This is a genomic window from Catelliglobosispora koreensis DSM 44566, assembly GCF_000379685.1.
Lineage (GTDB): Bacteria > Actinomycetota > Actinomycetes > Mycobacteriales > Micromonosporaceae > Catelliglobosispora > Catelliglobosispora koreensis.
The window spans coordinates 294,725-314,491 of record NZ_KB903283.1; the positions used below are offsets into that span (position 1 = coordinate 294,725).

Annotated in this window: 21 protein-coding genes; 9 read left to right on the forward strand and 12 right to left on the reverse strand. The window is 65.2% G+C overall.

The features are described from left to right. Positions 1–33: 33 nt before the first annotated feature. Genes A3E1_RS0126990 through A3E1_RS0127010 form a run of 5 tightly spaced genes read left to right on the forward strand, consistent with a single transcriptional unit; the run spans position 34 to position 5,516 of the window. Positions 34–1,704, forward strand: coding sequence for an ABC transporter substrate-binding protein (locus A3E1_RS0126990; RefSeq protein WP_020523913.1), 1,671 nt, complete (start codon positions 34–36; stop codon positions 1,702–1,704). Then, the gene (locus A3E1_RS0126995; protein ID WP_020523914.1) at positions 1,701–2,633 is read left to right on the forward strand and encodes an ABC transporter permease; all 933 of its coding nucleotides are present in this window, start codon (positions 1,701–1,703) and stop codon (positions 2,631–2,633) included. Before A3E1_RS0126990 ends, A3E1_RS0126995 begins: the two co-directional genes overlap by 4 nt. Then, positions 2,633–3,622: an ABC transporter permease gene (locus A3E1_RS0127000; RefSeq protein WP_020523915.1), complete on the forward strand. Its 990-nt coding sequence runs from the start codon at positions 2,633–2,635 to the stop codon at positions 3,620–3,622. Before A3E1_RS0126995 ends, A3E1_RS0127000 begins: the two co-directional genes overlap by 1 nt. Next, positions 3,619–4,581 carry an ABC transporter ATP-binding protein gene (locus A3E1_RS0127005; RefSeq protein ID WP_020523916.1) on the forward strand — a complete coding sequence of 321 codons (963 nt, stop codon included), beginning with the start codon at positions 3,619–3,621 and terminating at the stop codon, positions 4,579–4,581. The genes A3E1_RS0127000 and A3E1_RS0127005 overlap by 4 nt, the downstream gene beginning before the upstream one ends. Beyond that, the gene (locus A3E1_RS0127010; protein ID WP_020523917.1) at positions 4,578–5,516 is read left to right on the forward strand and encodes an oligopeptide/dipeptide ABC transporter ATP-binding protein; all 939 of its coding nucleotides are present in this window, start codon (positions 4,578–4,580) and stop codon (positions 5,514–5,516) included. Before A3E1_RS0127005 ends, A3E1_RS0127010 begins: the two co-directional genes overlap by 4 nt. Here A3E1_RS0127010 and A3E1_RS42275 read toward each other — a convergent pair. Further along, positions 5,513–5,815, reverse strand: a complete 303-nt coding sequence (locus A3E1_RS42275) for a hypothetical protein (RefSeq protein WP_020523918.1) — start codon at positions 5,813–5,815, stop codon at positions 5,513–5,515. The genes A3E1_RS0127010 and A3E1_RS42275 overlap by 4 nt on opposite strands. An 84-nt stretch (positions 5,816–5,899) precedes the next feature. After that, a complete protein-coding gene (locus tag A3E1_RS0127020; RefSeq protein ID WP_020523919.1) occupies positions 5,900–6,253 on the reverse strand; it encodes a cupin domain-containing protein in 354 nt (117 codons plus the stop codon). Positions 6,254–6,320: 67 nt separating this feature from the next. On the opposite strand from A3E1_RS0127020, the gene A3E1_RS0127025 reads away from it, so the two are divergent. Then, positions 6,321–9,293 carry an ATP-binding protein gene (locus tag A3E1_RS0127025; protein WP_020523920.1) on the forward strand — a complete coding sequence of 991 codons (2,973 nt, stop codon included), beginning with the start codon at positions 6,321–6,323 and terminating at the stop codon, positions 9,291–9,293. Here A3E1_RS0127025 and A3E1_RS45140 read toward each other — a convergent pair. The 4 genes from A3E1_RS45140 to A3E1_RS0127045 all read right to left on the reverse strand — a co-directional run bounded on the left by A3E1_RS45140 (position 9,276) and on the right by A3E1_RS0127045 (position 12,215). Next, positions 9,276–10,013, reverse strand: a complete 738-nt coding sequence (locus A3E1_RS45140; RefSeq protein WP_020523921.1) for a class I SAM-dependent methyltransferase — start codon at positions 10,011–10,013, stop codon at positions 9,276–9,278. The genes A3E1_RS0127025 and A3E1_RS45140 overlap by 18 nt on opposite strands. Continuing rightward, the gene (locus A3E1_RS42285) at positions 10,014–11,012 is read right to left on the reverse strand and encodes a phosphotransferase (RefSeq protein WP_020523922.1); all 999 of its coding nucleotides are present in this window, start codon (positions 11,010–11,012) and stop codon (positions 10,014–10,016) included. Further along, entirely contained in the window at positions 11,005–11,388 is a 384-nt protein-coding gene (locus A3E1_RS0127040) for a nuclear transport factor 2-like protein (protein WP_020523923.1), read from the reverse strand. The genes A3E1_RS42285 and A3E1_RS0127040 overlap by 8 nt, the downstream gene beginning before the upstream one ends. Before the next feature lie 365 nt (positions 11,389–11,753). Then, complete coding sequence (locus tag A3E1_RS0127045; RefSeq protein WP_245571388.1) at positions 11,754–12,215, reverse strand: DNA alkylation repair protein; 462 nt, start codon at positions 12,213–12,215, stop codon at positions 11,754–11,756. A gap of 27 nt (positions 12,216–12,242) precedes the next feature. On the opposite strand from A3E1_RS0127045, the gene A3E1_RS0127050 reads away from it, so the two are divergent. Next, a complete protein-coding gene (locus A3E1_RS0127050; protein WP_020523925.1) occupies positions 12,243–12,599 on the forward strand; it encodes a YciI family protein in 357 nt (118 codons plus the stop codon). A gap of 45 nt (positions 12,600–12,644) precedes the next feature. Here A3E1_RS0127050 and A3E1_RS0127055 read toward each other — a convergent pair whose 3' ends face one another. Then, positions 12,645–13,478, reverse strand: coding sequence for a hypothetical protein (locus tag A3E1_RS0127055; RefSeq protein ID WP_020523926.1), 834 nt, complete (start codon positions 13,476–13,478; stop codon positions 12,645–12,647). Positions 13,479–13,545: 67 nt separating this feature from the next. Beyond that, a complete protein-coding gene (locus A3E1_RS0127060; protein ID WP_020523927.1) occupies positions 13,546–14,700 on the reverse strand; it encodes a glycoside hydrolase family 16 protein in 1,155 nt (384 codons plus the stop codon). 263 nt (positions 14,701–14,963) lie between these two features. On the opposite strand from A3E1_RS0127060, the gene A3E1_RS0127065 reads away from it, so the two are divergent. Beyond that, the gene (locus A3E1_RS0127065; protein WP_020523928.1) at positions 14,964–15,392 is read left to right on the forward strand and encodes an iron chaperone; all 429 of its coding nucleotides are present in this window, start codon (positions 14,964–14,966) and stop codon (positions 15,390–15,392) included. On the opposite strand, the gene A3E1_RS0127070 is transcribed toward A3E1_RS0127065, so the two are convergent. Continuing rightward, complete coding sequence (locus A3E1_RS0127070) at positions 15,373–15,885, reverse strand: hypothetical protein (protein ID WP_245571390.1); 513 nt, start codon at positions 15,883–15,885, stop codon at positions 15,373–15,375. The two genes, A3E1_RS0127065 and A3E1_RS0127070, sit on opposite strands and share 20 nt — an antisense overlap. Before the next feature lie 139 nt (positions 15,886–16,024). Here A3E1_RS0127070 and A3E1_RS0127075 point away from each other — a divergent pair, with 139 nt between their 5' ends. Then, positions 16,025–17,074 (forward strand): hypothetical protein, encoded by a 1,050-nt coding sequence (locus A3E1_RS0127075; RefSeq protein WP_157631754.1) that lies wholly within the window; start codon positions 16,025–16,027, stop codon positions 17,072–17,074. Between the two features lie 54 nt (positions 17,075–17,128). On the opposite strand, the gene A3E1_RS0127080 is transcribed toward A3E1_RS0127075, so the two are convergent. The 3 genes from A3E1_RS0127080 to A3E1_RS42290 form a co-directional block, all read right to left on the reverse strand. After that, the gene (locus A3E1_RS0127080; protein ID WP_211215996.1) at positions 17,129–17,998 is read right to left on the reverse strand and encodes a M23 family metallopeptidase; all 870 of its coding nucleotides are present in this window, start codon (positions 17,996–17,998) and stop codon (positions 17,129–17,131) included. 78 nt (positions 17,999–18,076) lie between these two features. Continuing rightward, positions 18,077–18,691, reverse strand: a complete 615-nt coding sequence (prfH, locus tag A3E1_RS0127085) for a peptide chain release factor H (RefSeq protein ID WP_020523932.1) — start codon at positions 18,689–18,691, stop codon at positions 18,077–18,079. Beyond that, positions 18,688–19,758, reverse strand: coding sequence for an RNA ligase RtcB family protein (locus tag A3E1_RS42290; RefSeq protein WP_040391881.1), 1,071 nt, complete (start codon positions 19,756–19,758; stop codon positions 18,688–18,690). The genes prfH and A3E1_RS42290 overlap by 4 nt, the downstream gene beginning before the upstream one ends. Between the last annotated feature and the right edge of the window lie 9 nt (positions 19,759–19,767).

Sequence of the window (19,767 nt, forward strand, 5' to 3'; positions counted from 1 at the left end):
GCCCGCTACACCACGAATTCTTGGGAGCGCGCAATGATAAAGATCCCCCTCATCGCGGCGGGGGCGGCGTTAGCCGTGGGCCTGGCCGCGTGTGGCACCGATCCCGCGCCGGAAAGCAAAGGCCACGGCGGTAAGGGCGGGACGCTGACGGTGCTGGCCACCGCGGACTTCGCCCACCTCGACCCGGCCCAGAACTGGACGATGCGCGATGTCCTGTTTGGAGGACGGACGCTGTACCGCACCCTCACCGCTTACGCCGCCGCGCCCGGAGCCGAGGGCACGAAAGTGCTCCCCGACATCGCCGCCGAACTCGGCAAGCCGACTGATGGCAACAAGACCTGGACCTACAAACTGCGTCCGGGCATCAAGTTCGAAGACGGAAGCGCGGTCACGAGCAAGGACATCAAATACGGCATCGAGCGCATTTTCTCGGCCGAGCTTCAGGAAGGCGCCGGTTACCTGCGCGACATGCTGGTTGGCGGCGACAAATACCAGGGCCCCTACAAGGACGCCAATGGCCTGGCTTCCATCGAGACGCCCGACGCTTCGACGATTGTCTTCAAGCTGGTGAAGCCAACCGCAGACCTCGACTACGTGCTCGCCCTGCCGACGTCGGCTCCCGTGCCGAAGGCGAAGGACACTGGTGTTCAGTACGACAACGCCGTCTTCTCCTCTGGCCCGTACAAGATTGAGAAGTACGACCGGGGCAAGGAACTGATCCTGGTTCGTAACCCGCACTGGGACGCCGCGACCGACCCGATTCGCAAGGCTCTGCCGGACCGGATCGAAATGAAGCAAGGACTGTCGGCGGCGACGATCGAGCAACGGCTGATCGCCGACCAGGGACCGGATCAGACCGCTGTCGCGTGGTCTGGGCTATCGGCGGCCAGCATGCCGCGCGTGCTGAGTGACCCAAAGGTCAAGGCGCGCTACATCGCCGAGCCCAGCATCTGCACCCGGATGCTGGCCTTCAACACGTCCAAGGCACCCTTCGACAACCTCAAAGCGCGTCAGGCGGTCGCTTTTGGACTGAGCCGTGAGTCGTACCGGACCGCGCACGGTGGTGAGGCGGTCGCCGACTTCGCGTCGTCCTACATGCCACCGTCGATGACGGCAGGCGTGAAGAACAATGCGTTCCAGGCACCACCCGACGGCGATGTCGCTAAGGCCAAGCAACTATTGGCCGAAGCCGGTAAGCCAGACGGGTTTGAGATCACGCTGACGACAACGTCCAGCGACACGGGGAAGGCTGAAGCCGAAGCGGTGCAGTCGTCTCTGGCACGCATCGGCGTCAAGGTGAAAATCCACACGGTGGACCCGTCGGTTTACTACTCCACGATCGGCACACCAGCGTCGCAGGATGAGCTGGTCTTCGACGGCTGGTGCGCGGACTGGCCCAACGGCGCGTCGTTCATTCCGCAGAAGTTCGACGGGCGCAACATTCAGCCCAAGGGTAACCAGAACCGAAGCCAGCTCAACGATGCGGCCATCAACGCGCGGGTCGATGAGATCCTGGCGATGACCGATCCGATCGCGGCACAGAAGGCCTGGGGCGAGCTCGACACCAAGGTCGTGGCGCTGATGCCGGTGATCCCGCTGGTGTGGGACAAGATGCCGCTTCTGTTTGGCTCCAAGGTGACCGGTGCGTTCGGGCACCCGATCTGGCAGGGCGAGATCGACTACGCCGCGGTTTCGGTGGCATGACAACGCTCGTAACGGGGACCGCTGTCGAGGCGGTCCCCACCACCTCGTGGCGGCGCTTGACGGCACGCATCTGGGCTGACCGTGGAGCACGGGTAGGCCTGGCGATCGTCGTGCTGTTCGTGCTGCTCGCGATTCTCGCGCCCGTCATCTCGGCCATGACGGGCAACGGCCCCAACGACTTTCACGAAGACAAGATCAACAAAGCGCTGGGCGGACCGCCCCTCGGTGCCTTCGGCGGCATCAGCTCCGAACACTGGCTGGGTGTCGAACCCGTCAACGGTCGCGATCTGCTCGCCCGGATCCTTTATGGTGCCAGGGTTTCGCTGCTGATCTCCCTGCTGGCGACCGCCGTTTCCGTCGTCATCGGAACGTTGCTCGGCCTGGTGGCCGGCTTCTTTGGCGGCTGGCTCGACGCCGCGATCAGCCGCGTGATGGACCTTGTCCTATCGTTTCCGTCGCTCATCTTCATGATCGCGCTGGTGTCTGTTCTGCCCAGCGGTGATCGCATGCTCTTGCTGATCCTCGTCATCGGATTCTTTGGCTGGCCTTACATTGGCCGCATCGTTCGCGGCCAGACCATCTCGATCCGCCACCGCGAGTTCGTCGAAGCGGCCAGGGCTGGGGGACAGGGCAATGTGCGGATTCTGCTGCGGGAAGTCCTGCCAAACCTGCTCGCCCCGATCCTCGTCTACACGGCCCTGTCCATTCCGGCCAACATCGGAACCGAAGCGGCGCTGTCGTTTCTCGGCATCGGGGTGGAGCCGCCGACACCGTCTTGGGGACAGATGCTGCAAAAGGCCATGTCCTGGTACCAGGTGGATCCCATGTTCTTCGTCATCCCCGGAACGTGCCTGTTCCTGACGGTGCTCGCGTTCACCTTGCTCGGCGACGCGATGCGCGACGCCCTCGACCCGAAAGGAAGCCACTAGTGGCCGCCTATCTAGCGCGCCGGCTGGTGGGGCTGGCGCTGGTCCTGCTGGTCGTGTGCGCGGTTACCTTCGCCATCTTCTACTTGCTGCCCAGTGACCCGGCCTTACAAGCGTGCGGCAAGAGCTGCACCACGGAACGCATTGACATGCTGCACGAGCAGATGGGGCTGGATAAACCGGTGTGGCAGCAGTTCGCGGACTACATCGGTGGCATCGCTGGCGGCCGCACGATTGGCACGGGCGAGCTCGCGGTGCGCTGCGACTTTCCGTGCCTGGGGTTTTCCTACCAGACCAACCGTCCCGTGTGGGACCTGCTGCTCGACCGTCTGCCCACGACGGTTTCGATCGCGGCCGGTGCGGCGATTCTCTGGCTCCTCGCGGGGCTGTCCACCGGGATCGTTTCCGCGCTGCGCAAGGGCAGTTTCCTCGATCGCTCGCTGATGGCGGCAACGCTGACTGCCGCTTCGCTGCCTGTGTTCTTCACCGGGCTCATGGCCCTGTACCTCGTCGTGCAGGTCGCCGAGTGGCTGCCCTTCCCGAGCTATGTCGCGCTCGCGGACGATCCCGCCGGCTGGGCGCAGAACCTGATTCTGCCGTGGACGGTGCTCGCGTTGCTTTACGCCGCACTTTACGCACGGTTATCGCGGTCGTCGATGATTGAGACGCTCGCCGAGCCCTACGTCAGAACCGCACGCGCCAAAGGGCTTCCCGAGCGCACCGTCGTCGTCAAGCACGGCCTGCGTTCCGCGCTGACCCCGATCGTGACCGTCTTCGGCATGGACGTCGGCACCCTGCTCGGCGGAGCGATCATCACGGAAAGTGTGTTCGGGCTGCCCGGCATCGGACAGCTGACCATGGACGCCATCAACAAATCTGACCAGCCCGTGGTCATGGGCGTGGCCCTGCTGTCCGCGTTTTTCATCACCTTCTTCAACGTCTTGGTGGACCTGTTCTACGCCGTCATCGACCCGAAGGTGCGCTACGCATGAGCCTGCTCGAAGTCTCCGGCCTTCGCGTCACCTTCCCCGGCGATGTGTGCGCCGTGGACGGACTGTCGTTCACGCTTGAGCGGGGCAAAACGCTTGGCATCGTGGGGGAGTCCGGCTCAGGAAAGTCGGTCACGAGCCTGGCCATCATGGGCTTGCACCGCGACGCCACCGTTTCGGGCTCGATCAGGGTCGATGGCATCCAAGTCGTTGGTGCGCCTCAGGACCAGGTTCGCCGGCTGCGCGGGCGCCGGATGGCGATGATCTTCCAGGATCCGTTGTCGTCACTGCACCCGGCGTACACGGTTGGCGAGCAGATCGCTGAGGCCTACCGCCTCCACTTTGGTGCCAGCCGCAAAGCCGCCCGCGTGCGTGCCGCCGACATGCTGGCACAGGTCGGCATCCCGGAGCCACGGCGGCGGCTAGCCGACTATCCACATCAGTTCTCGGGCGGCATGCGGCAACGGGTGATGATCGCGATGGCGCTCGCGTGCGAACCGGAACTGCTCATCGCCGACGAGCCCACAACCGCGCTTGACGTCACCGTCCAAGCACAGATCCTGGAACTCATCGCCCGGCTCCAGCAAGAAATCGGCCTGGCCGTGCTGATGATTACGCACGATCTCGGAGTGGTCGCACGGATCGCCGATGAGGTGCTGATCATGTATGCGGGAGCGGCTGCCGAACAAGGCCCAGCGATCCCGGTGTTCACGCGAGCGCAGCATCCGTACACCCGGGGATTGCTGAATTGCCTTCCACGGCTTGACGGTGACGCCCAAAGCCCGCTGATCCCCATCCAGGGCAGTCCACCCTCGTTGCTGAACCCGCCAGCGGGCTGCCGGTTTCATCCCCGCTGCACGGAGCGAACCAGCGAATTGCCCTGCGCGACCGAGCGTCCCGCATGGCGCATCGCCAGCCGCGGGCACCACGCCGCATGTCACTTGCTGGAGGCGAACCGGTGACGCTGCTTGAGGTTACGGGACTGTCGAAAACGTTCCGCAAAGGAAAGATTCGTGCCGTCGACGGGATCAGCCTGACTGTCCAAGCCGGAGACACGCTTGGTCTGGTGGGAGAGTCCGGGTGCGGGAAGTCCACGACCGGGCGGATGCTCATGCGGCTGCTGGAACCGAGCGCAGGCCGCATCATCTTTGACGGCAAGGACATCACCCGCCTTGGCGCCCGTCAGCTACGGCCCTTGCGCCGCGACATTCAGATGATTTTCCAGGATCCGTTCTCGTCACTCAACCCCCGGCACACGGTCGGGGAAATCATTGGTACTCCGCTAAAGATCCTGCGCCCAGAAGCCAACGTGCGCAAGACAGTGCAGGAGATCCTGGAGCGGGTTGGCCTAGCGCCAGAGCACGCCGGCCGTTACCCGCACCAGTTCTCCGGCGGGCAGGCGCAGCGCATCGGGATAGCAAGGGCACTTGTCGTGCGCCCACGGCTGATTGTCGCCGACGAGCCGGTGTCGGCATTGGACGTTTCCATCCAGGCCCAAATCATCAACCTCATGAGCGATCTGCGGCGGGATCTCGGACTGTCCTACATCTTCATCGCCCACGATCTCGCGGTGGTACGCCACGTGTGCCAGCGGATAGCGGTCATGTACCTAGGCCGCGTCGTCGAAATCGGCGACCGTGAGCAGATCTATGCCACGCCAGCACATCCCTACACGAGTGCCCTGCTGTCAGCCGTCCCGATACCCCATCCGGTCGCCGAACGCGCCCGCAAAAGGATGGTGCTGCAAGGCGATCCGCCAAGCCCGGCTAATCCGCCGGCCGGGTGTGCGTTTAGCCCCAGGTGCCCTAAAGCCGCGAGCCGCTGTCACGCCGAACGCCCTGCTCTCACCGAAGTCGCCGGGCGTCTCGTCGCCTGCCACTTTCCCGAGACGGCCTAGAACTCGTCTGGTGTCGAGAGCTTCCGGTAGAACTTAATCTCCGGCTGGCTCTTGGCGCCCGCGCCCTTCATGACTTCCGGGATTTCCTTCTGGCTGTCAAAGAAGCTCTGGAAGGCTTCCTCCGTGGGCCACTCGTCGATGACGACGACCTCACCATCGGCGGCGGCGAAATAGTGGTGGATAGCGCCTCTGCTCTTGCCCTCGTCAGCGATGCGGCGCAACTGTTCGGCGTGAGTGCTGGCGTATTTTTCGAGTTCGTCGGCGTCGGCTTTAACCCGCAACATCATGATCACAGACATGGCTGCCTCCTTGAAGCTGATGTCAGATCCAGGGTAGGCCTGTTCAGCGGCCTCCCGTGGGGAACCGCTGAACAGGACAAGGCCCTACTTGCCGTAGTTGCTGGCGCCAAACCAGTCCACGACGACCACTGGTTCGTCGCCGATGACCCAGGCGTCGTGGCCCTTGGGCAGGGCGGTGATGTCGCCGGGCTTCGCGTCGAACTGGGTGCCGTCTTCCATCTGAATGCGCAGGGTGCCCTGGACGTGGTACTGGAAGTGGGGCGCCTCGCACCATTGTGTTCCCGCTAGCGGTTTGACGTGGTCGCTCCAGCGCCACCCGGGCTGCAGGGTCAGCTGGCCGACCTGCCCGCCGCCGATATCGACAAGGTCGAGCTTCCCGCGTTCGAACTCGCGCGTTTCGTCCGGCGTGGAGAATGCCTTTTGCTCCGCGTTACCCATGATCCGGGCTCCTCTCAAGTGATGACTACCTGACCTTGCTCCCGGAGGTTTGCACTAGATTTGCAGCGTGGTCCTGCGCGTGCGGCTGCTCGGCGGTCTCGACATCGAAGGTGTCGAGTTCGCTCAGCTTGGCAGCCGCAAGGCACGCACTTTGCTGGCGCGGCTGGCCCTGGGCCGGGGCAGCTCCATCGCGGCGGACGCGCTCACCGAGATCATCTGGCCGGTGGACCCACCGAAACGCTCCGCGGACCAGCTGTCCGTTTTGGTGAGCCGGCTGCGCTCGGTGCTCGGCGCACAAGCCCTGCCCAGGGTCGGGCGAGGCTATGCCTTATTAGCGGACTGGCTTGACGTTGACGCCCTGGCCGGATTGGTCACCGAGGCGCGTGCGCGGCTGGAAGCGGGCGGCCTCGCCCCCGCACGCAGCGCTATAGACGCCGCGCTCGCGCTTGACCGGGGGCCACTGTTGCCGGACGAGGATCCCAGACCGTGGCTGGAGCCCGAGCGCGAGGCGGCGGCCCGTGCCTCCGCGCTGGCCCGCTTGACGTCGGCACAGATCGCCTTCGCCGCAGGTGACCCATGGACGGCTATCGCGGCGGCAGCGTCAACTTTGGACATAGACACCTACGACGAGGCGGCCCTGCGGCTACTGATGTCGGCGTGCGCGAGTGCCGGACGCCCGGCCCAGGGCATAGCGGCCTACCTGGAGATGGCCCAGCGTCTGCGCGACGAACTGGGGATCGATCCGGCAGCTGAAACCACAGCGTCGTATGTGGACCTGCTCCAGCAAAAAGTTCCCGCGGAGGTCAAACGCGCTGGCACACAACGATTGCAGGGCGAGCGGCTGCCGGGCCGTGAGCGGGAACTCAGGCTGCTCGATGAGGCGCTGGCCGACGCGAAGAGTGGACAGGCCGTCTCGGTGGCGATCCGGGGCGAGGCCGGCATTGGCAAGAGCCGTCTGCTGTCCTTCTGGTCGGGACACCTCAAGGACGTGGCGGTTTTGCGGGCGACCGGGACGGAACTCGGTGGCGACCTCGCGCTGCAGCCCATTATCGACGCGATCGCCGCCTTGCTGCGTCAGCGGCCACAGCGGGAAGCCGAACTGCTGCAAGGGGCCGGCCGGTTGCTGCGGCCGCTGATCGGGGCACCAGCGGGCGGCGACGTCGACCGCACACTGGCAGCCCTCGGTGAACAGCACACGGGACTGAACGCGTTGTATGCCGCCGTCGACACCGTGATGTGGCGCTTGGCTCAGGACGGCACGGTCGCCTTGCTCATTGACGACGCCCATTGGCTCGACCGGGCGACGATCGGCTGGATTCAGCACGCCCACACGCGCCTGGCTGATCTGCCGGTGCTGATGGTGACGGCGAGCCGCCCGGGCGAGGGCGCCACTCCCGCTGGCTCAAGGGAAATCGCCCTCGGCCCGCTGGATCTGGAGGCGGTGCAGGAGATCGCTGGTGCGGCCCGGGCGGATAACCTCTTCACCCGCAGCGCAGGGCATCCGCTTTTCCTGATGGAACTTCTGAACGCCGGCGACGAGCAGCTGCCGGAGTCCATTCGCGACGCCGTGGCGGAGCGGTGTGACCGCGCGGGGCCGGCCGCGGTGACCTTGCGTGCCGCCGCTGTGCTGGGCACGTATGTCGATCTGGACCTTGTTTCGGCGGTGCTCAACGCGCCGCCCACGGTGCTGCTGGACCATTTGGAGGTGGGCGTCAGCCGTCAGTTGCTCACCGAAGACAGCCAGGGCTTCCGGTTCCGGCATCAGCTCATCCGCGACGCTCTGTGCGCGGCGACAGGGTCGAGCCGTACGGCGTTGCTGCACCGCCAGGCGGCCCGGTCACTTCACGCTCGTGGCCAGCGGGCCGATCCGCTTGATGTCGCGCACCACGCGCGGCTGGGCGGCGATCTGAGCCTGGCCGCCCAGGCGCTGGCTGACGCTGGCGAACTCGCCGCGGCCCGCTATGACCACGAGGAAGCGTTGCGGCTCTTCGACGAGGCGCTGCAAACCGCTGACGCGCCAGCCTTGCGGCTGCGCCGGGCACGGGTCGCGTTGCCCGCTGGCCGGTTCCAGGAGGCGGCCGATGACGCGGGCGTGGCCCTGGCTGGCGGCGTTGGCGCGGAGGGGATGGAGGTCGCCGCCATCGCGGCCTATCTGTTGCGGGACTTCCGCCGCTGCCGGCGCCTCAGCGAAGACGGTGCGCGGCTGGCCGACGACCCGCGCCTGAAGACGAGCTGCCTGGCCCTAGCCGGGCGGGTGTCGCATGTGGACGGAGATCTCGACGCCGCCGATGAGTTCCTGCGTGCGGCACAGGAGACCGCCCCGGCCGAGCTGCGGGCACTCGCGTTCTTGTGGAGCATGCCGATGCGTACTGACCGGGGTGATCCGGCCGGTGCTCTGGAACTGCTTGACGACGCGAGTGGGGCACCAATCTCACGGCACCCGTTCGTCGTGCCCCATCGGCATCTAGCCACAGCGCAAGCCATGGGCATGCTGGGGCGGGCCGAGGAGGCGCTAACCGAGCTCGCCGCCGTGGACGAAATGGCCGCCCGTCAGCACACGCAACGGTTCACCGCACGCGCGGAGAACTGCCGGGCCTGGATTCTGCGCAACCTCGGCAAAGCCGCGGAGGCTGACGCCTGCAACGAATCGGCATACGCCCGGTCGCTTGGTGCCGCCGGGATGACCGAACCGGTCGCGGATGCCTTGCTCGGTCTGGCAGATGGACGGGTGCGTGCCGGGGATGCCGTTGCCGCACGGTCGCTTCTCGAACGAGCCCAATCGGAAGCGGCCGCCCCGCATCCCTTCGCTTGGCGTCATGCCCTGCGGCACAGGCTGCTAACCGGCCGCTGTGTTCAGCTGGAAGGCAACCTCGAGGAGGCCGAAGAGATAGCAGCCGAAGTCATTGCCGAGGCAGAGCGGCTTGGCGTGCCAAGGTATGTCGCGTTTGGACATGACTTGATGGCGCTGGCACGCGGTGGTGAGCGGCCGACAGAGGAACTTCGCCGTTACGCGCCGCTGGAGTTAGCGTCCAGCGGCTAACACCAGCAGTGGCAACGGATCGACGGAATCAGGAAGCGACGCCTTAATCTCCTCGGCGAGCTGTTCCCTGTTGTTGGCGGCCACCCAGGCCGCGACTTGTGCCATCCCGAGGCGCCAGGCGACAAGGTCATCCGCACCGAGACTGTCAAGGCCGACCAGCAAGGTGTGCGCACGCGACCACGAAAACCCAGCCGCAGCGGCCAGTCTCGTCAACGCCTCGGGGGAGCCGACCACTCCTTCACCCGGACCTTTGACCGCACGGTACCAATCCGGCTCCCGGTAACCGGCAGCCGCCAAGACCCGGTCGGCAGCCGACTTGACCGGGTGCCCGGCGCCGGCCGGAAAGGCGGTAATGACAACAGTGCCACCCGGTTTGGTCACGCGAGCGAGTTGCTTCGCCGCCACGAGAGGATCGTCCACATGCGACAGAACCGTGCACGCCACCGAGACCGAGACAGCATCATCGCGCAATGGCAAATGTTTGATGTCGGCCACGACCCGAACGCCAGATGCTAGGCGCACCATGGCTTCCGACAGATCCATCGACACGACTTGGGCGCCGCGGCTCGCGAGGGCACGGCCAGCGGCACCGGTGCCCGCCCCGGCGTCCAGTGCCAGCAAGCCATTCAGGTCACCGGGAATCTGGCCCACCGCCGCTATGGCTAGCAGGTCATAGACCTTCGCCGGGCCGGCCGCCCACGCGGCCGCGTCGTCATACACCTACGCCTCCAGCAACTTTCGGGCCACCGGGGTCACCTGCCGTTCCCACCACTCGAGTTCCGCCGCGTCGCGCGTCTTCGACCAGCCGAGCTGAACGAACGCACCGAGCAGCGCTACGCCGAGTTGCTCGTGCCACCACGGCTCGGTGTGAATGCCCAAGCGCTCCAAGGAGTTTCGGTAGGCGGCGATCGTGTCCTCTTTGGACTCAGGGATGCGGTCACAGTTGACCGCTAAGTACCACCCGAGGTCCACCAGCGGCGCGGCTCTGCCCGGCCAGCCCCAATCCAGCAGGATCGTTCGCCCGTCGGGGTGGCTGCCGAGATTGCCCAGCTTCCAGTCTCCGTGCACGAGCGTCGCCGGCATGCGTTCGAGGACTGACACCAGTGGTGCCGGATCGTGAGCGATTCTCGCGGCGTAGTCGTGCAGTTGCGGGGCCGCCTCGGCCAGCGCGGCCCAGCGCGCGACCAGCATGCGCGGCACCGGATCAGCCGAAGCGGTCACCGCCTCACGCATCCCCGTGCCCGGAGTCAGTGCGATGTAACGGTTGCCCGGCGGAAGCAGCCCTGATCCATCGGGAAATTCCCAGAACGCGGCATGCATCCGGGCCATGTGATCGAGGAAGGTCCGGTGTTGCTCCTGTCCAATTCTTTCATTCCCAGGTGGTACTAGGTGAGGCCCCACATCGCGTAAAAGCAGCGCGACCCGGCCGGTGCCCGGATCATCGGCGACCGCCGCGATCGTGTGGTCGATGTCGGCCGGAAGCTGCCCGAGCAGACCTCGCTGCCACATCGTGCGGGCGAAACAGTCCCTGTCACCGAGCGCCCGGGCCAGCCAGTCAATCTGATAGCCGAGGTACTTGAGCACGTAAGGCTCACCGTCGATGACTACACGCTCAAACGCCGATCCCGACAGCGAATCGCGGTTCTTTTCCATCTCCTCGCGATGGCTGGCCCTGGCGAGCATGAGCTCGACGGTGGGGAACACCGTGGTGTCAGTCATCTGCCGCCTCCGCCATCTGTGCCAGCAGTCCCGCTGGCCATCTGCCTCCGCAATACACCACATGATCGGCGATCCGGTCCGCGGACATGCGGATGACATGTGCCTGATGCGCGGCGTGGGGCACGCCGTGTTCGGTCCACGTCAGCATAAAGCGCACCAGCTCTGTGCCAGGCTCGATCGCCACGCGGCTTAGCTCTTCGAACTTGCCCGGATCGGCGTACCACTTGGCGAACTCGGCGCGGATCCGCTCAGCGCCACGCCTGCGCATCCGCCAATTCGGCACGGTCGCGTCAAGGACCGCGTCCTCGGCCCAGGCTGTGCACCCGGGGATCGTGGCGGTCGTGACCGCCGCTAGAAACGTGTCGACTGGACTCATACCGGCAGCTTGACCGGGGCCCTTTGCAATAGCTTTGCAGTCGCCCTTAGGGGGAGGCTAGCCCCAGGGCCGATAGGCGGCCAGGCTTCAATGTGTTCATTTGCCGGCCGCGCCAGGCTTGTTGCTATGTCCAATACAGATAGTCGTGCCGTCAGCCGGCGCGCAGTGCTTGGTGCCGCTGCTGTCGCCGCCGCGGGAGCCGGGTTGTTGGCACCGTCTGCGGCATATGCGGGCCGGGGTCCGGCGGGCAGGCCGGTGGGCCAGGCACGATCACCGTCACCGGAACGGACACCACCGCACGGGCCCAGCACCTGGCCCCGGCGAACGAGCCATCGGCCACGGTGTTCGCGCCATGGCGGGCTGGCTCAGCGCACGGTCTGCCGCCGGACCATCTCATTGATCCAGATGGGCGCGTACGGGGACGTGCAGTCCGGGGCAGTCGGGTAGTCCTTGAGCACGCCCAGCAGTTCACCGATGCCGATGGCTCGAGAGCGATATTGGGCGTGCTCGATCCCGATCTGCGCCAGGCAATGGTTCATCGCCCACTGCAGCCGCTCCGGAGCGTCCTTCATCTGCGCCTCGACAGTGTCGAGAAGCGCAGGCAGGTCGAGGCCCTCGGGCTTCTTCGCCACGCCTTCCGTGGTCAGGGCCCAGCCGGCGCTCGCGACCACGGGGTCAGGATCGGCCAACCAGGCTTGGCGCAAGTCCTCGCTGTGCGGGCTCTTCTTCACCACATAGTTCACGAGCCAGTCGTGCACCTTAGGCGTACGCGCCCCGCGCAGCATCGCGGCCAGCTCCGCCATCACCTCGTCTACTCCTACCACCACGTGGATAACTTATGGCATCTTCGGCGTATGCGATTCGACCGTTACACCGTGATCTTGTTGACGCTGCGCGCGGATGCGCCGGTGATGACGGAGGAAGAGGCGGCTGAGCTTCAGGACCGGCACCTCGCTCACGGCGCCGATCTGCATGAGCGCGGGCTGATTCTGGTGCGCGGGCCCTTGGTGGATCAGGACGATGAGCAGTTCCGTGGCTTCTCTGTGTGGTCAGTCGACCCCGAGACCGCGCGTGAGCACGCCGAAGCCGATCCGGCGGTGCGGATCGGCCGCTTGGCGGTCAACGTCATGACGTGGATGATGCCCGCCGGGAGCATCCAGTTCACCAAGGTGCGCTCGCCCCGGTCCATCGCCGAAGTGATGGCTGACTAAAAGAAGCCGGCCTCGACGCTGAGACCGGCTTCTTCGGTGTGACGCTTACGTCGCGCAGACCGCGTATGCCGTGGCCGCCCAGATGTCCGGGTTTCCGGCCTGGTCTTCGTAGCCGGTGACCATCACCGATCTCGACGCGGGGATGATCCGCAAGTCGTCGATCACGGTGTGATTGCGGAAGCGGAACAGATCCCCGCCCACTCCAATCACGACAGTGCCAGCCGGGCACACGGCCGTGGCTGACTTGCCGTCAAGGGAGTTCTGTGCGGTCTCGACCGCGACATCGGTCAGGCCCGGCAGGGCGGCATCGGCACAAACCGCGATCGCCGTGCCGGTCACCGGAACTATCGCACCGGCCACGCGACTGGGCTCGGCACTGATGTAGGCGCGATTGCTCGCGCCGATCTGCGCGCCAGCCGCCTTGACCGCTCCAGTGCTGGAAACGGTGTAACCACTGCCGATGACGCGTTTCGCGCCACACGACGCGGTCGCCCAGACCAGGGCCGGGTCAGTCATTGACGCACTGACATAGGCGAGCCCGGCTGGCTGCGGAACGCAGACCACGGTCGCGGACAGCTGCCACGTTCCCGCGAAACCGTCCGGATCTTCCTGTGCCGACACGATGAGCCGCCCGATGCCTCCGGCCAGCAGCGGCCGGACCTCACGGATGGTCACGTCACCGGTCGCACCGGTCACGTATGCCCCGCCGCCGATCGCTACCTTTCCAGCGGGACAACTTAGCGTCAGCGATTTCGTTGAGCTGCTGTCTGACGCACTGTTGGCATTGATATAGGCCAGGCCAGCGACGGCCTGAGCCGGCGTCGCTGCTGACACGGCACCGATAGCTGTCACTAGGACAGTCACCGCCAACGCCCGCATGTACCTCAAAGGAATCCTTTCCCCATCTGGAGACAGATCTACCGATAGAGAAATGTAGCGGTCTCGTTCAACTCACCCGGGTCCACCTGACCGCGTCGGCCCGCGCATACCCGCCGCCGCTGCCGGTGAGCGTCACGGATCCGTTGAAACCGCTGGAGAACGGCCAGGTGCCGAGCTTCACCCAGCCCGTGGTTCCGGCGGTGTAGTCCACGTAAACCGTTGATGTGCCAGCATTGTGCGTCACGTCGACGCGCGAGTTGTTGTCGCTGTTGGGCTGCACGATCTTGTAGATGTAAACGTCATAGGTTCCGCTAGCTGGCAGCCAGCCGCCCCAGATCGCCGTCGCGCCGGCCGTGCCGCTGTAGCGCGAGGTATTCTCCAGCGTGTGCCCGGCGATGGCGCTAGTCGTCCAGGATCCCGTTTCGGTGTAACGATTCGCGGTCGGCCCATCGTTGTCGGTGTAGTTCCCGTTTTGGTAGTAGCGCACGTAGTCGAATTGCACTTGGCCCGGCAACGTCGTGTCGTCCATTCCGGCCAGGTTCACCGCGATGGTAGTCAGCCAGATGTTGATGTAGTCGTGCTGTGTGCAGCACGTTGGTGAATAGCTGGCCGTGTGCTTGAGCGTGCCGTCCACATAGAACTTGACGTCGGTTTCCGACCAGGCGAAACCGTAGGTGTGGAACGCTGCCGACGTGTCGAAGCCGACATCGTACGCGGTGCCTCTGCTTGTCTTTGTTCCGTCGGCCTTCCAGCCGTGCACGTTGTGGTGAATCGACCGGGGTGCGTGCATATCAAATTCAAAACCATCGATTTCGGTACGCCGGTAAGCCGGCGCCGTGGTCGTCCCATCGCCAGCCATCGCCCAGAAGGCCGGATGCCACCCGCGTGGGGCCGTTATCTTGGCACGGGTCTCGTAGTAGCCGTAGCGGAACGCTTTCTTGCTAATGAGTCCACCGCCGGTGTATTCCTTGCCGTTGAACGCTTCCTTCTTCAAGGCGATGGTCATCAACCCGCCCGCGATACTGACGTTTTCTGGACGTTGCGCACTTTCGCGTTTCACGTCGGTGCGATGGTGCCACTTCGTGGTGTCCACAGTGGTGCCATCGAACTCGTCAGACCACACAAGGGTGTAAAGCGACGAGGGTGGGGCGGCAAGGGCCGGTGCGGCGGGGATGATGAGCGGACTCGCTGCTAGGACGGCCGCTAGGACGATGCGTTTCATGGGTCTCCTCAGGGCTAGGAGTCGCGGACTTGCAGGACGGCTGTCCACGATGGACCCATCTTGCACACATGCCTCACAATGCGGAACCCCTGTGCATGATGCGGAAGCCTGTTGCGCAGAGTGCAAGTCGAGCGGGCGGACTTTGCCCCCGTTACCGCCTTGGTATCCGAATCGCGATCCCTCAGTTTCGGAGAAGCCACCGCCCCGGTGGCTGCCTAGCATGAGAATCGGTCCCATCAAGACTTATGTGAGAGGAAGCCAGCATGGCTAAGAAGTCCTACGACGGGTTCACCGAGGCAGAACGCGACGCGATGAAGGAGCGCGCCAAAGAACTCAAGGCGTCGGGTCGCGGCGCCAAAGTGGACACCGAAGCCGAAGTGCTCGAGAAGATCGCTGAAATGCCGCAGCCCGATCGTTCCCTGGCCGAGCGCGTCCACGCCATCGTCAAGGCGACCGCCCCTGAGCTGACCCCAAAACTGTGGTACGGCATGCCTTCGTACTACAAGGACGGCAAGAACGTCTGCTTCTTCCAGCCCGCGGCGAAGTTCAAATCCCGGTACCCCACCTTCGGCTTCAACGACGTCGCTAACCTCGACGACGGCAACATGTGGCCGACCGCCTTCGCCCTGACCAAACTCACCGCGACCGAGGAGAAAAAGCTCGCCGCCCTCGTCAAGAAAGCCGTGAGCTGAGATAGCGGGTTGAGCCGAGCTGCTCGTAGCGCAGCTCCACCCAGAACGCGGTGTACCGCGGCTGGTGCTCCAGTCCGCTGAGGTGGAAGACGACGGCGGTGCCGTCGATCATCTTTTGTCCCATCAGCTCGCCCGCGGCAGGCTGTGTCACCTGCCAGCCGTGGCTCGTGGCCAGCTGGCGGTAGTAGGACTCGACGTCGCCCAGCCCCGTGGATGGCAGCTCGAATCCCCGTGCGGCACCGCCGTAGTAGCTGTTGTCGCTGTTGCCTTCGCACGGCTGGAACGGGTCTGGTACCGGCTGAATGTCTATCGGCGCGATGCCTGGCGGCGGCTGGGTCAGCAGGGGATCGCGGCTTAGCGCCTCGGCGAAGCGTGCCTCGTTGTCGCTGCAGAAGTGACCGGACAGGATGTAATCCGGAATCCGCGCCCAGATGGCCCAGCCGAACAAGGCGAGCAAGACGATCGCTACAGGAATCCACACTCTTCGTGTCACGGCCGTCAATCTAAGCGATGAAGTCGCGAGAAAGGCCAGCCTCCACGCAATCTCCACAAAGGACGGTCCCGACCGCAACCTTTCCTGGCGGCTCCCAGTGTTACGTAGCGGAACGTCGCCGAGAAAGGGAGATGGAACTTTGCGACTGGACACATCAGCGGTTCGCCGGCTTGCCGCCGCGGCGGCCGCGACAGCGATGGCCGCGAGCAGTATCTGTTTTGGAGCGTCGGCCCAGGCAAGCCCCGCGGGTAACGGGATTCCCGGCTACACCAGGGCGGACACGACGGTCAAACCACTGCCGCGGATCTGCGTGGGTCACGCCCTTGGCCTGGTCAATGGGGTCAAGGAAACGCTCGCCCACGGGATGGACCCGACGGGCCGCTATTCGGTGGGGCGCAACTACCCACCGGAGGACTACGCGACACCGATGCTGTGGGACCGCAACCGCGCGACGCCGCTGAACCTTGGCGGCATCGACGACGTCATGCACGCCGTCAACGCGCACGGGGTCGCCGTCGGATCGGGGTATGGCACAGGCGGCTGGGTCTACCTCGACGGAAAGCTGCACCAAGTGATCGGCGGGGAGCCGGTCGCGATCAACGAAAAAGGCCAGATGGTTGGCGGGCTGAACCTGTGGCCTTCGCCGCTGGCCGCGCCGGCACGGCTTCCGCTGCCCGCGGGAGCGGAAAACGGGGGCGCGTCGGACATCGACGATGACGGGACCATCGTGGGCTCGGTTGGTGCTGCCGACAATTACGTCCCCTACGTGTGGGCGAAGGATGGCACCGGCTATCCGCTCACGGTTCCGGTGTACCAAGGGGCGCCGTTGCAATACCTGCGGCCAACCGCCGTTCGTAACGGCTGGGTCGTCGGTTACGGCTACCCCTCGGGCATGGCGCCCGTGGCGGTGCGCTGGGATCTCGCGACTGGCGCCGTTGAGGTGTTCCCGGAAATGGAAGACGCTCACGACGTCAATGTCATGGGCTGGTTCGTTGGCAAGGGCAGCTCAGGTCACGCGCTGATGAGTAACGGCAAGCAGTTCAAGCAGCTGCCTGACGTTTTCCCGTTCGCGGGCGAATTCGCGTGGAACGTCGGCTACGGCATTAGCGACAACGGCCGCACGATGGCCGGAACCGTGGTCGAGGACCAGACCTGGATGAACCGTGCCGTGAAGTGGAATTGCTTGTAGCAGAACAGAAAAGGCCCCGGCCCGAAATCCGGGCCGGGGCCTTTGGCCAGCTTGTCATCCACAGTGTTCGAATGGGCTGGTGTAGCTCGTGCTGCCGACTGATCCGCCCCACTTGACGCAGGTGTTGGGCGCGGAACGTTTCACGGGCCCGGCGTAGTAGCTAAAGCTTCCGGAATCCGTTGTGCGAGACGAGCCTTCTGGTTCGAGGAAGGCCGAGACCGCGCTGGGCGTGCCCAGGCTCACGAACTTGAGGGTCGTGACGCAGTTGTAGCCGTTGCCGGAGTTGTACAGCAGGTACACCCGGCCCACCGTGCCGAGAGCGGCGGAGTCGATAACGGAGTAGCCGCTGCCGCACACCTCTTCTGGCGTGTAGGGGTTGGTTCCGCCGCCGCAGGTGTTGCTGCTGGTGACGGCCTTCTTCTGGCCGAGGGAGATGGTCACGCCATCGACGGTGGGGCTGGTGTCGACGACGCCGGAGGAGTTGCGCTGTTCGTAGTGCAGGTGCGGTGCGCTACTGCCGCCGGTCGAGCCAACGGTTCCGATTTTGGTGCCCTGGCTGACGGACATGCTCTGTCCGGCTGACCTCACCATGGAGGACATGTGGGCGTACCTGGTTCGGGTGCCGTCGCTGTGGGTGATCTCCACCCACAGGCCATAACTGGTGGAGCCGGCGTTGTAGAAACGCGCGGTGCCGCCAGCGGTGGCACGGACATTCTCGCCGTTGATCGCGTCGCTGCCGTAGCTCTGCCAGTCGATGGACCCCGATGGGCTGTGCCCAGGCGACCAGTTGTTGGCGTAGAACGTCTTTCCGCAGTCGAACGGCGCCTTGTGGGACGCCGCTTGCGCGGGGGAGCCGAACGGGATGCCGATGAGCAGGCCGGCCATGGTGGCGAGGATCCAGCGTGCTTTGGTTTTACCTGACACGGTGTGCTCCTTTGGTAACGACGTTGCGATGAACGCCGTCATCATGGGCGGGCCCGCGTCACATGTTCTACAAAAGCCCTATAACCGCGGTCGCTCGACCCGGGCCGGGTTGCCGCGTACCAGCTCATCGTGGATGCGCCAGCGCGCGGTGGTGATCGCTCGCCCCGCCGCTTCGTCGTTGCGTTCAAGACGTTCGCGCAGGAGCCGCACGGCGATGCCGCGGTTGAGGCTGAACTGGCGCTCCGTGTCGACCACCACGACGATCCCGGTTGGACGGTGCGTAGCCCGGACCGCTGTGCTGGCCTTATTACGATGCTGCCCGCCCGGGCCGCCGGTCCGGCAGGCAACGAAGGTGACATCGGCTTCACTGAATGTCGTGTGTGGAGCGTCGACGACGCACGGCCGGGCGATGACGTACCAATTCTTGCGTCCTGCGCTCGCCCGGTAAGGGCTCGGCGCTTGCCAGCACAGCGTTCCGGTCCACGTGGCCGCGAATTCCTGGGCCCGTTTCCCGGAGATGCTCAGCAGCACTGAGCGGAACGTTTCCGGGCGGTCACCGGGCACGGTCTCGGTCCGCCTGACGGTCAGGCGCTGTTGCACGGCTTCGGCCTCGAGGCGGGACACCAGCTCGGCCAGTCCCCAGGTGCACTCTTGCGGGCCGCGCCCAGCGGAAAGGAGCAAGTGGACGGTCACGGCCGGCTCGGTGTTTTGTAAGTGACCAGGGGAACTGTTTTCACCACTGGCGTGGCCAGGCCGTGCTCGACGAGGTCAGCGATGACCTGCTCGATGCGCTTGTAAGCCGAAGGTGCCTCTTCGAAGAGCAACTGCCGGTCTCCGCAAACCACAAAAGATCCTATGGGGGTACGCCGAAGCTCCTCCACCGTGTGCTTAGCCTTCCCCCGGCGAAGCGCGTCGGCACGTGACATCTTGCGTCCGGCGCCATGCGCCACGGAGTAGTTCGCCTCGGGCCCAGCGTGCCCGGCGACCAGATAGGAAGGTGTGCCACGCGTCCCAGCGACCAGCACGTCACGTCCATCGCCAGGCGCGGCACCCTTGCGATGCAAATACACCCCGTCTCGTACCTCGACGTGGTTGTGGCACTGGTCAACGATCGGCTCGGCAGGGTCCGCTCCGAGGGCATCGGCGACACGTTCCGCGATCAGCCGCCGGTTGAGCGATCCCCAGCTAACCGCGTCGTCGTGCGCTTTCAGATAGGCGGACGGATCAGCGGCGGGGCCCGCCCCGTGAACGGAGGTGTGTGCCCGCAAGATCTCCTCCCCGAGCCCACGTGATCCACTGTGGACGATCAGCACCAGGTCACCTGCCGCGAGTCCGAGACGGCTCGCGTGATCCGGGTCGAGCACAGTCTCAACGCGGGCCAGCTCAGCGAAATGATTGCCACGGCCCACCGTGCCCAGGCTATCGCGGTAACCGGCGGGAATGTCGGCGTCCACGTCATCCGGGTTAAGCGGCTCGTCAAGATTGGGGAAGCGTGCGGCCAGCTTCTCGGGCACGGCACGCTTGAGCTTGATCGGGAAAACGGCGATGCCACAGCCGATGTCCGAGCCCACGAGAAACGGGTAGAGCACGCTCGATGCCATGGCGGCCCCGATCGGTGCGCCTTTACCCGGATGCAGGTCAGGCATCGCGGCAACGTGAATCATGCCGTCGAGTGCGGCCACTTGGTGGCACTGGTCGACGGCATCGGACTCGATCCAGCTCGCTGGCGAGGCGAATACGGAAACGGTGGGTTTAGACAAGGACTCTCA

What these genes read in the sequence shown, in the direction of transcription:
- A3E1_RS0126990 (WP_020523913.1), top strand. Translation starts at nt 34, where the DNA reads ATGATAAAGATCCCCCTCATCGCGGCGGGGGCGGCGTTAGCCGTGGGC.
- A3E1_RS0126995 (WP_020523914.1), top strand. Translation starts at nt 1,701, where the DNA reads ATGACAACGCTCGTAACGGGGACCGCTGTCGAGGCGGTCCCCACCACC.
- A3E1_RS0127005 (WP_020523916.1), top strand. Translation starts at nt 3,619, where the DNA reads ATGAGCCTGCTCGAAGTCTCCGGCCTTCGCGTCACCTTCCCCGGCGAT.
- A3E1_RS42275 (WP_020523918.1), bottom strand. Translation starts at nt 5,815, where the DNA reads ATGTCTGTGATCATGATGTTGCGGGTTAAAGCCGACGCCGACGAACTC.
- A3E1_RS0127020 (WP_020523919.1), bottom strand. Translation starts at nt 6,253, where the DNA reads ATGGGTAACGCGGAGCAAAAGGCATTCTCCACGCCGGACGAAACGCGC.
- A3E1_RS42285 (WP_020523922.1), bottom strand. Translation starts at nt 11,012, where the DNA reads ATGACTGACACCACGGTGTTCCCCACCGTCGAGCTCATGCTCGCCAGG.
- A3E1_RS0127040 (WP_020523923.1), bottom strand. Translation starts at nt 11,388, where the DNA reads ATGAGTCCAGTCGACACGTTTCTAGCGGCGGTCACGACCGCCACGATC.
- A3E1_RS0127050 (WP_020523925.1), top strand. Translation starts at nt 12,243, where the DNA reads ATGCGATTCGACCGTTACACCGTGATCTTGTTGACGCTGCGCGCGGAT.
- A3E1_RS0127055 (WP_020523926.1), bottom strand. Translation starts at nt 13,478, where the DNA reads ATGCGGGCGTTGGCGGTGACTGTCCTAGTGACAGCTATCGGTGCCGTG.
- A3E1_RS0127060 (WP_020523927.1), bottom strand. Translation starts at nt 14,700, where the DNA reads ATGAAACGCATCGTCCTAGCGGCCGTCCTAGCAGCGAGTCCGCTCATC.
- A3E1_RS0127065 (WP_020523928.1), top strand. Translation starts at nt 14,964, where the DNA reads ATGGCTAAGAAGTCCTACGACGGGTTCACCGAGGCAGAACGCGACGCG.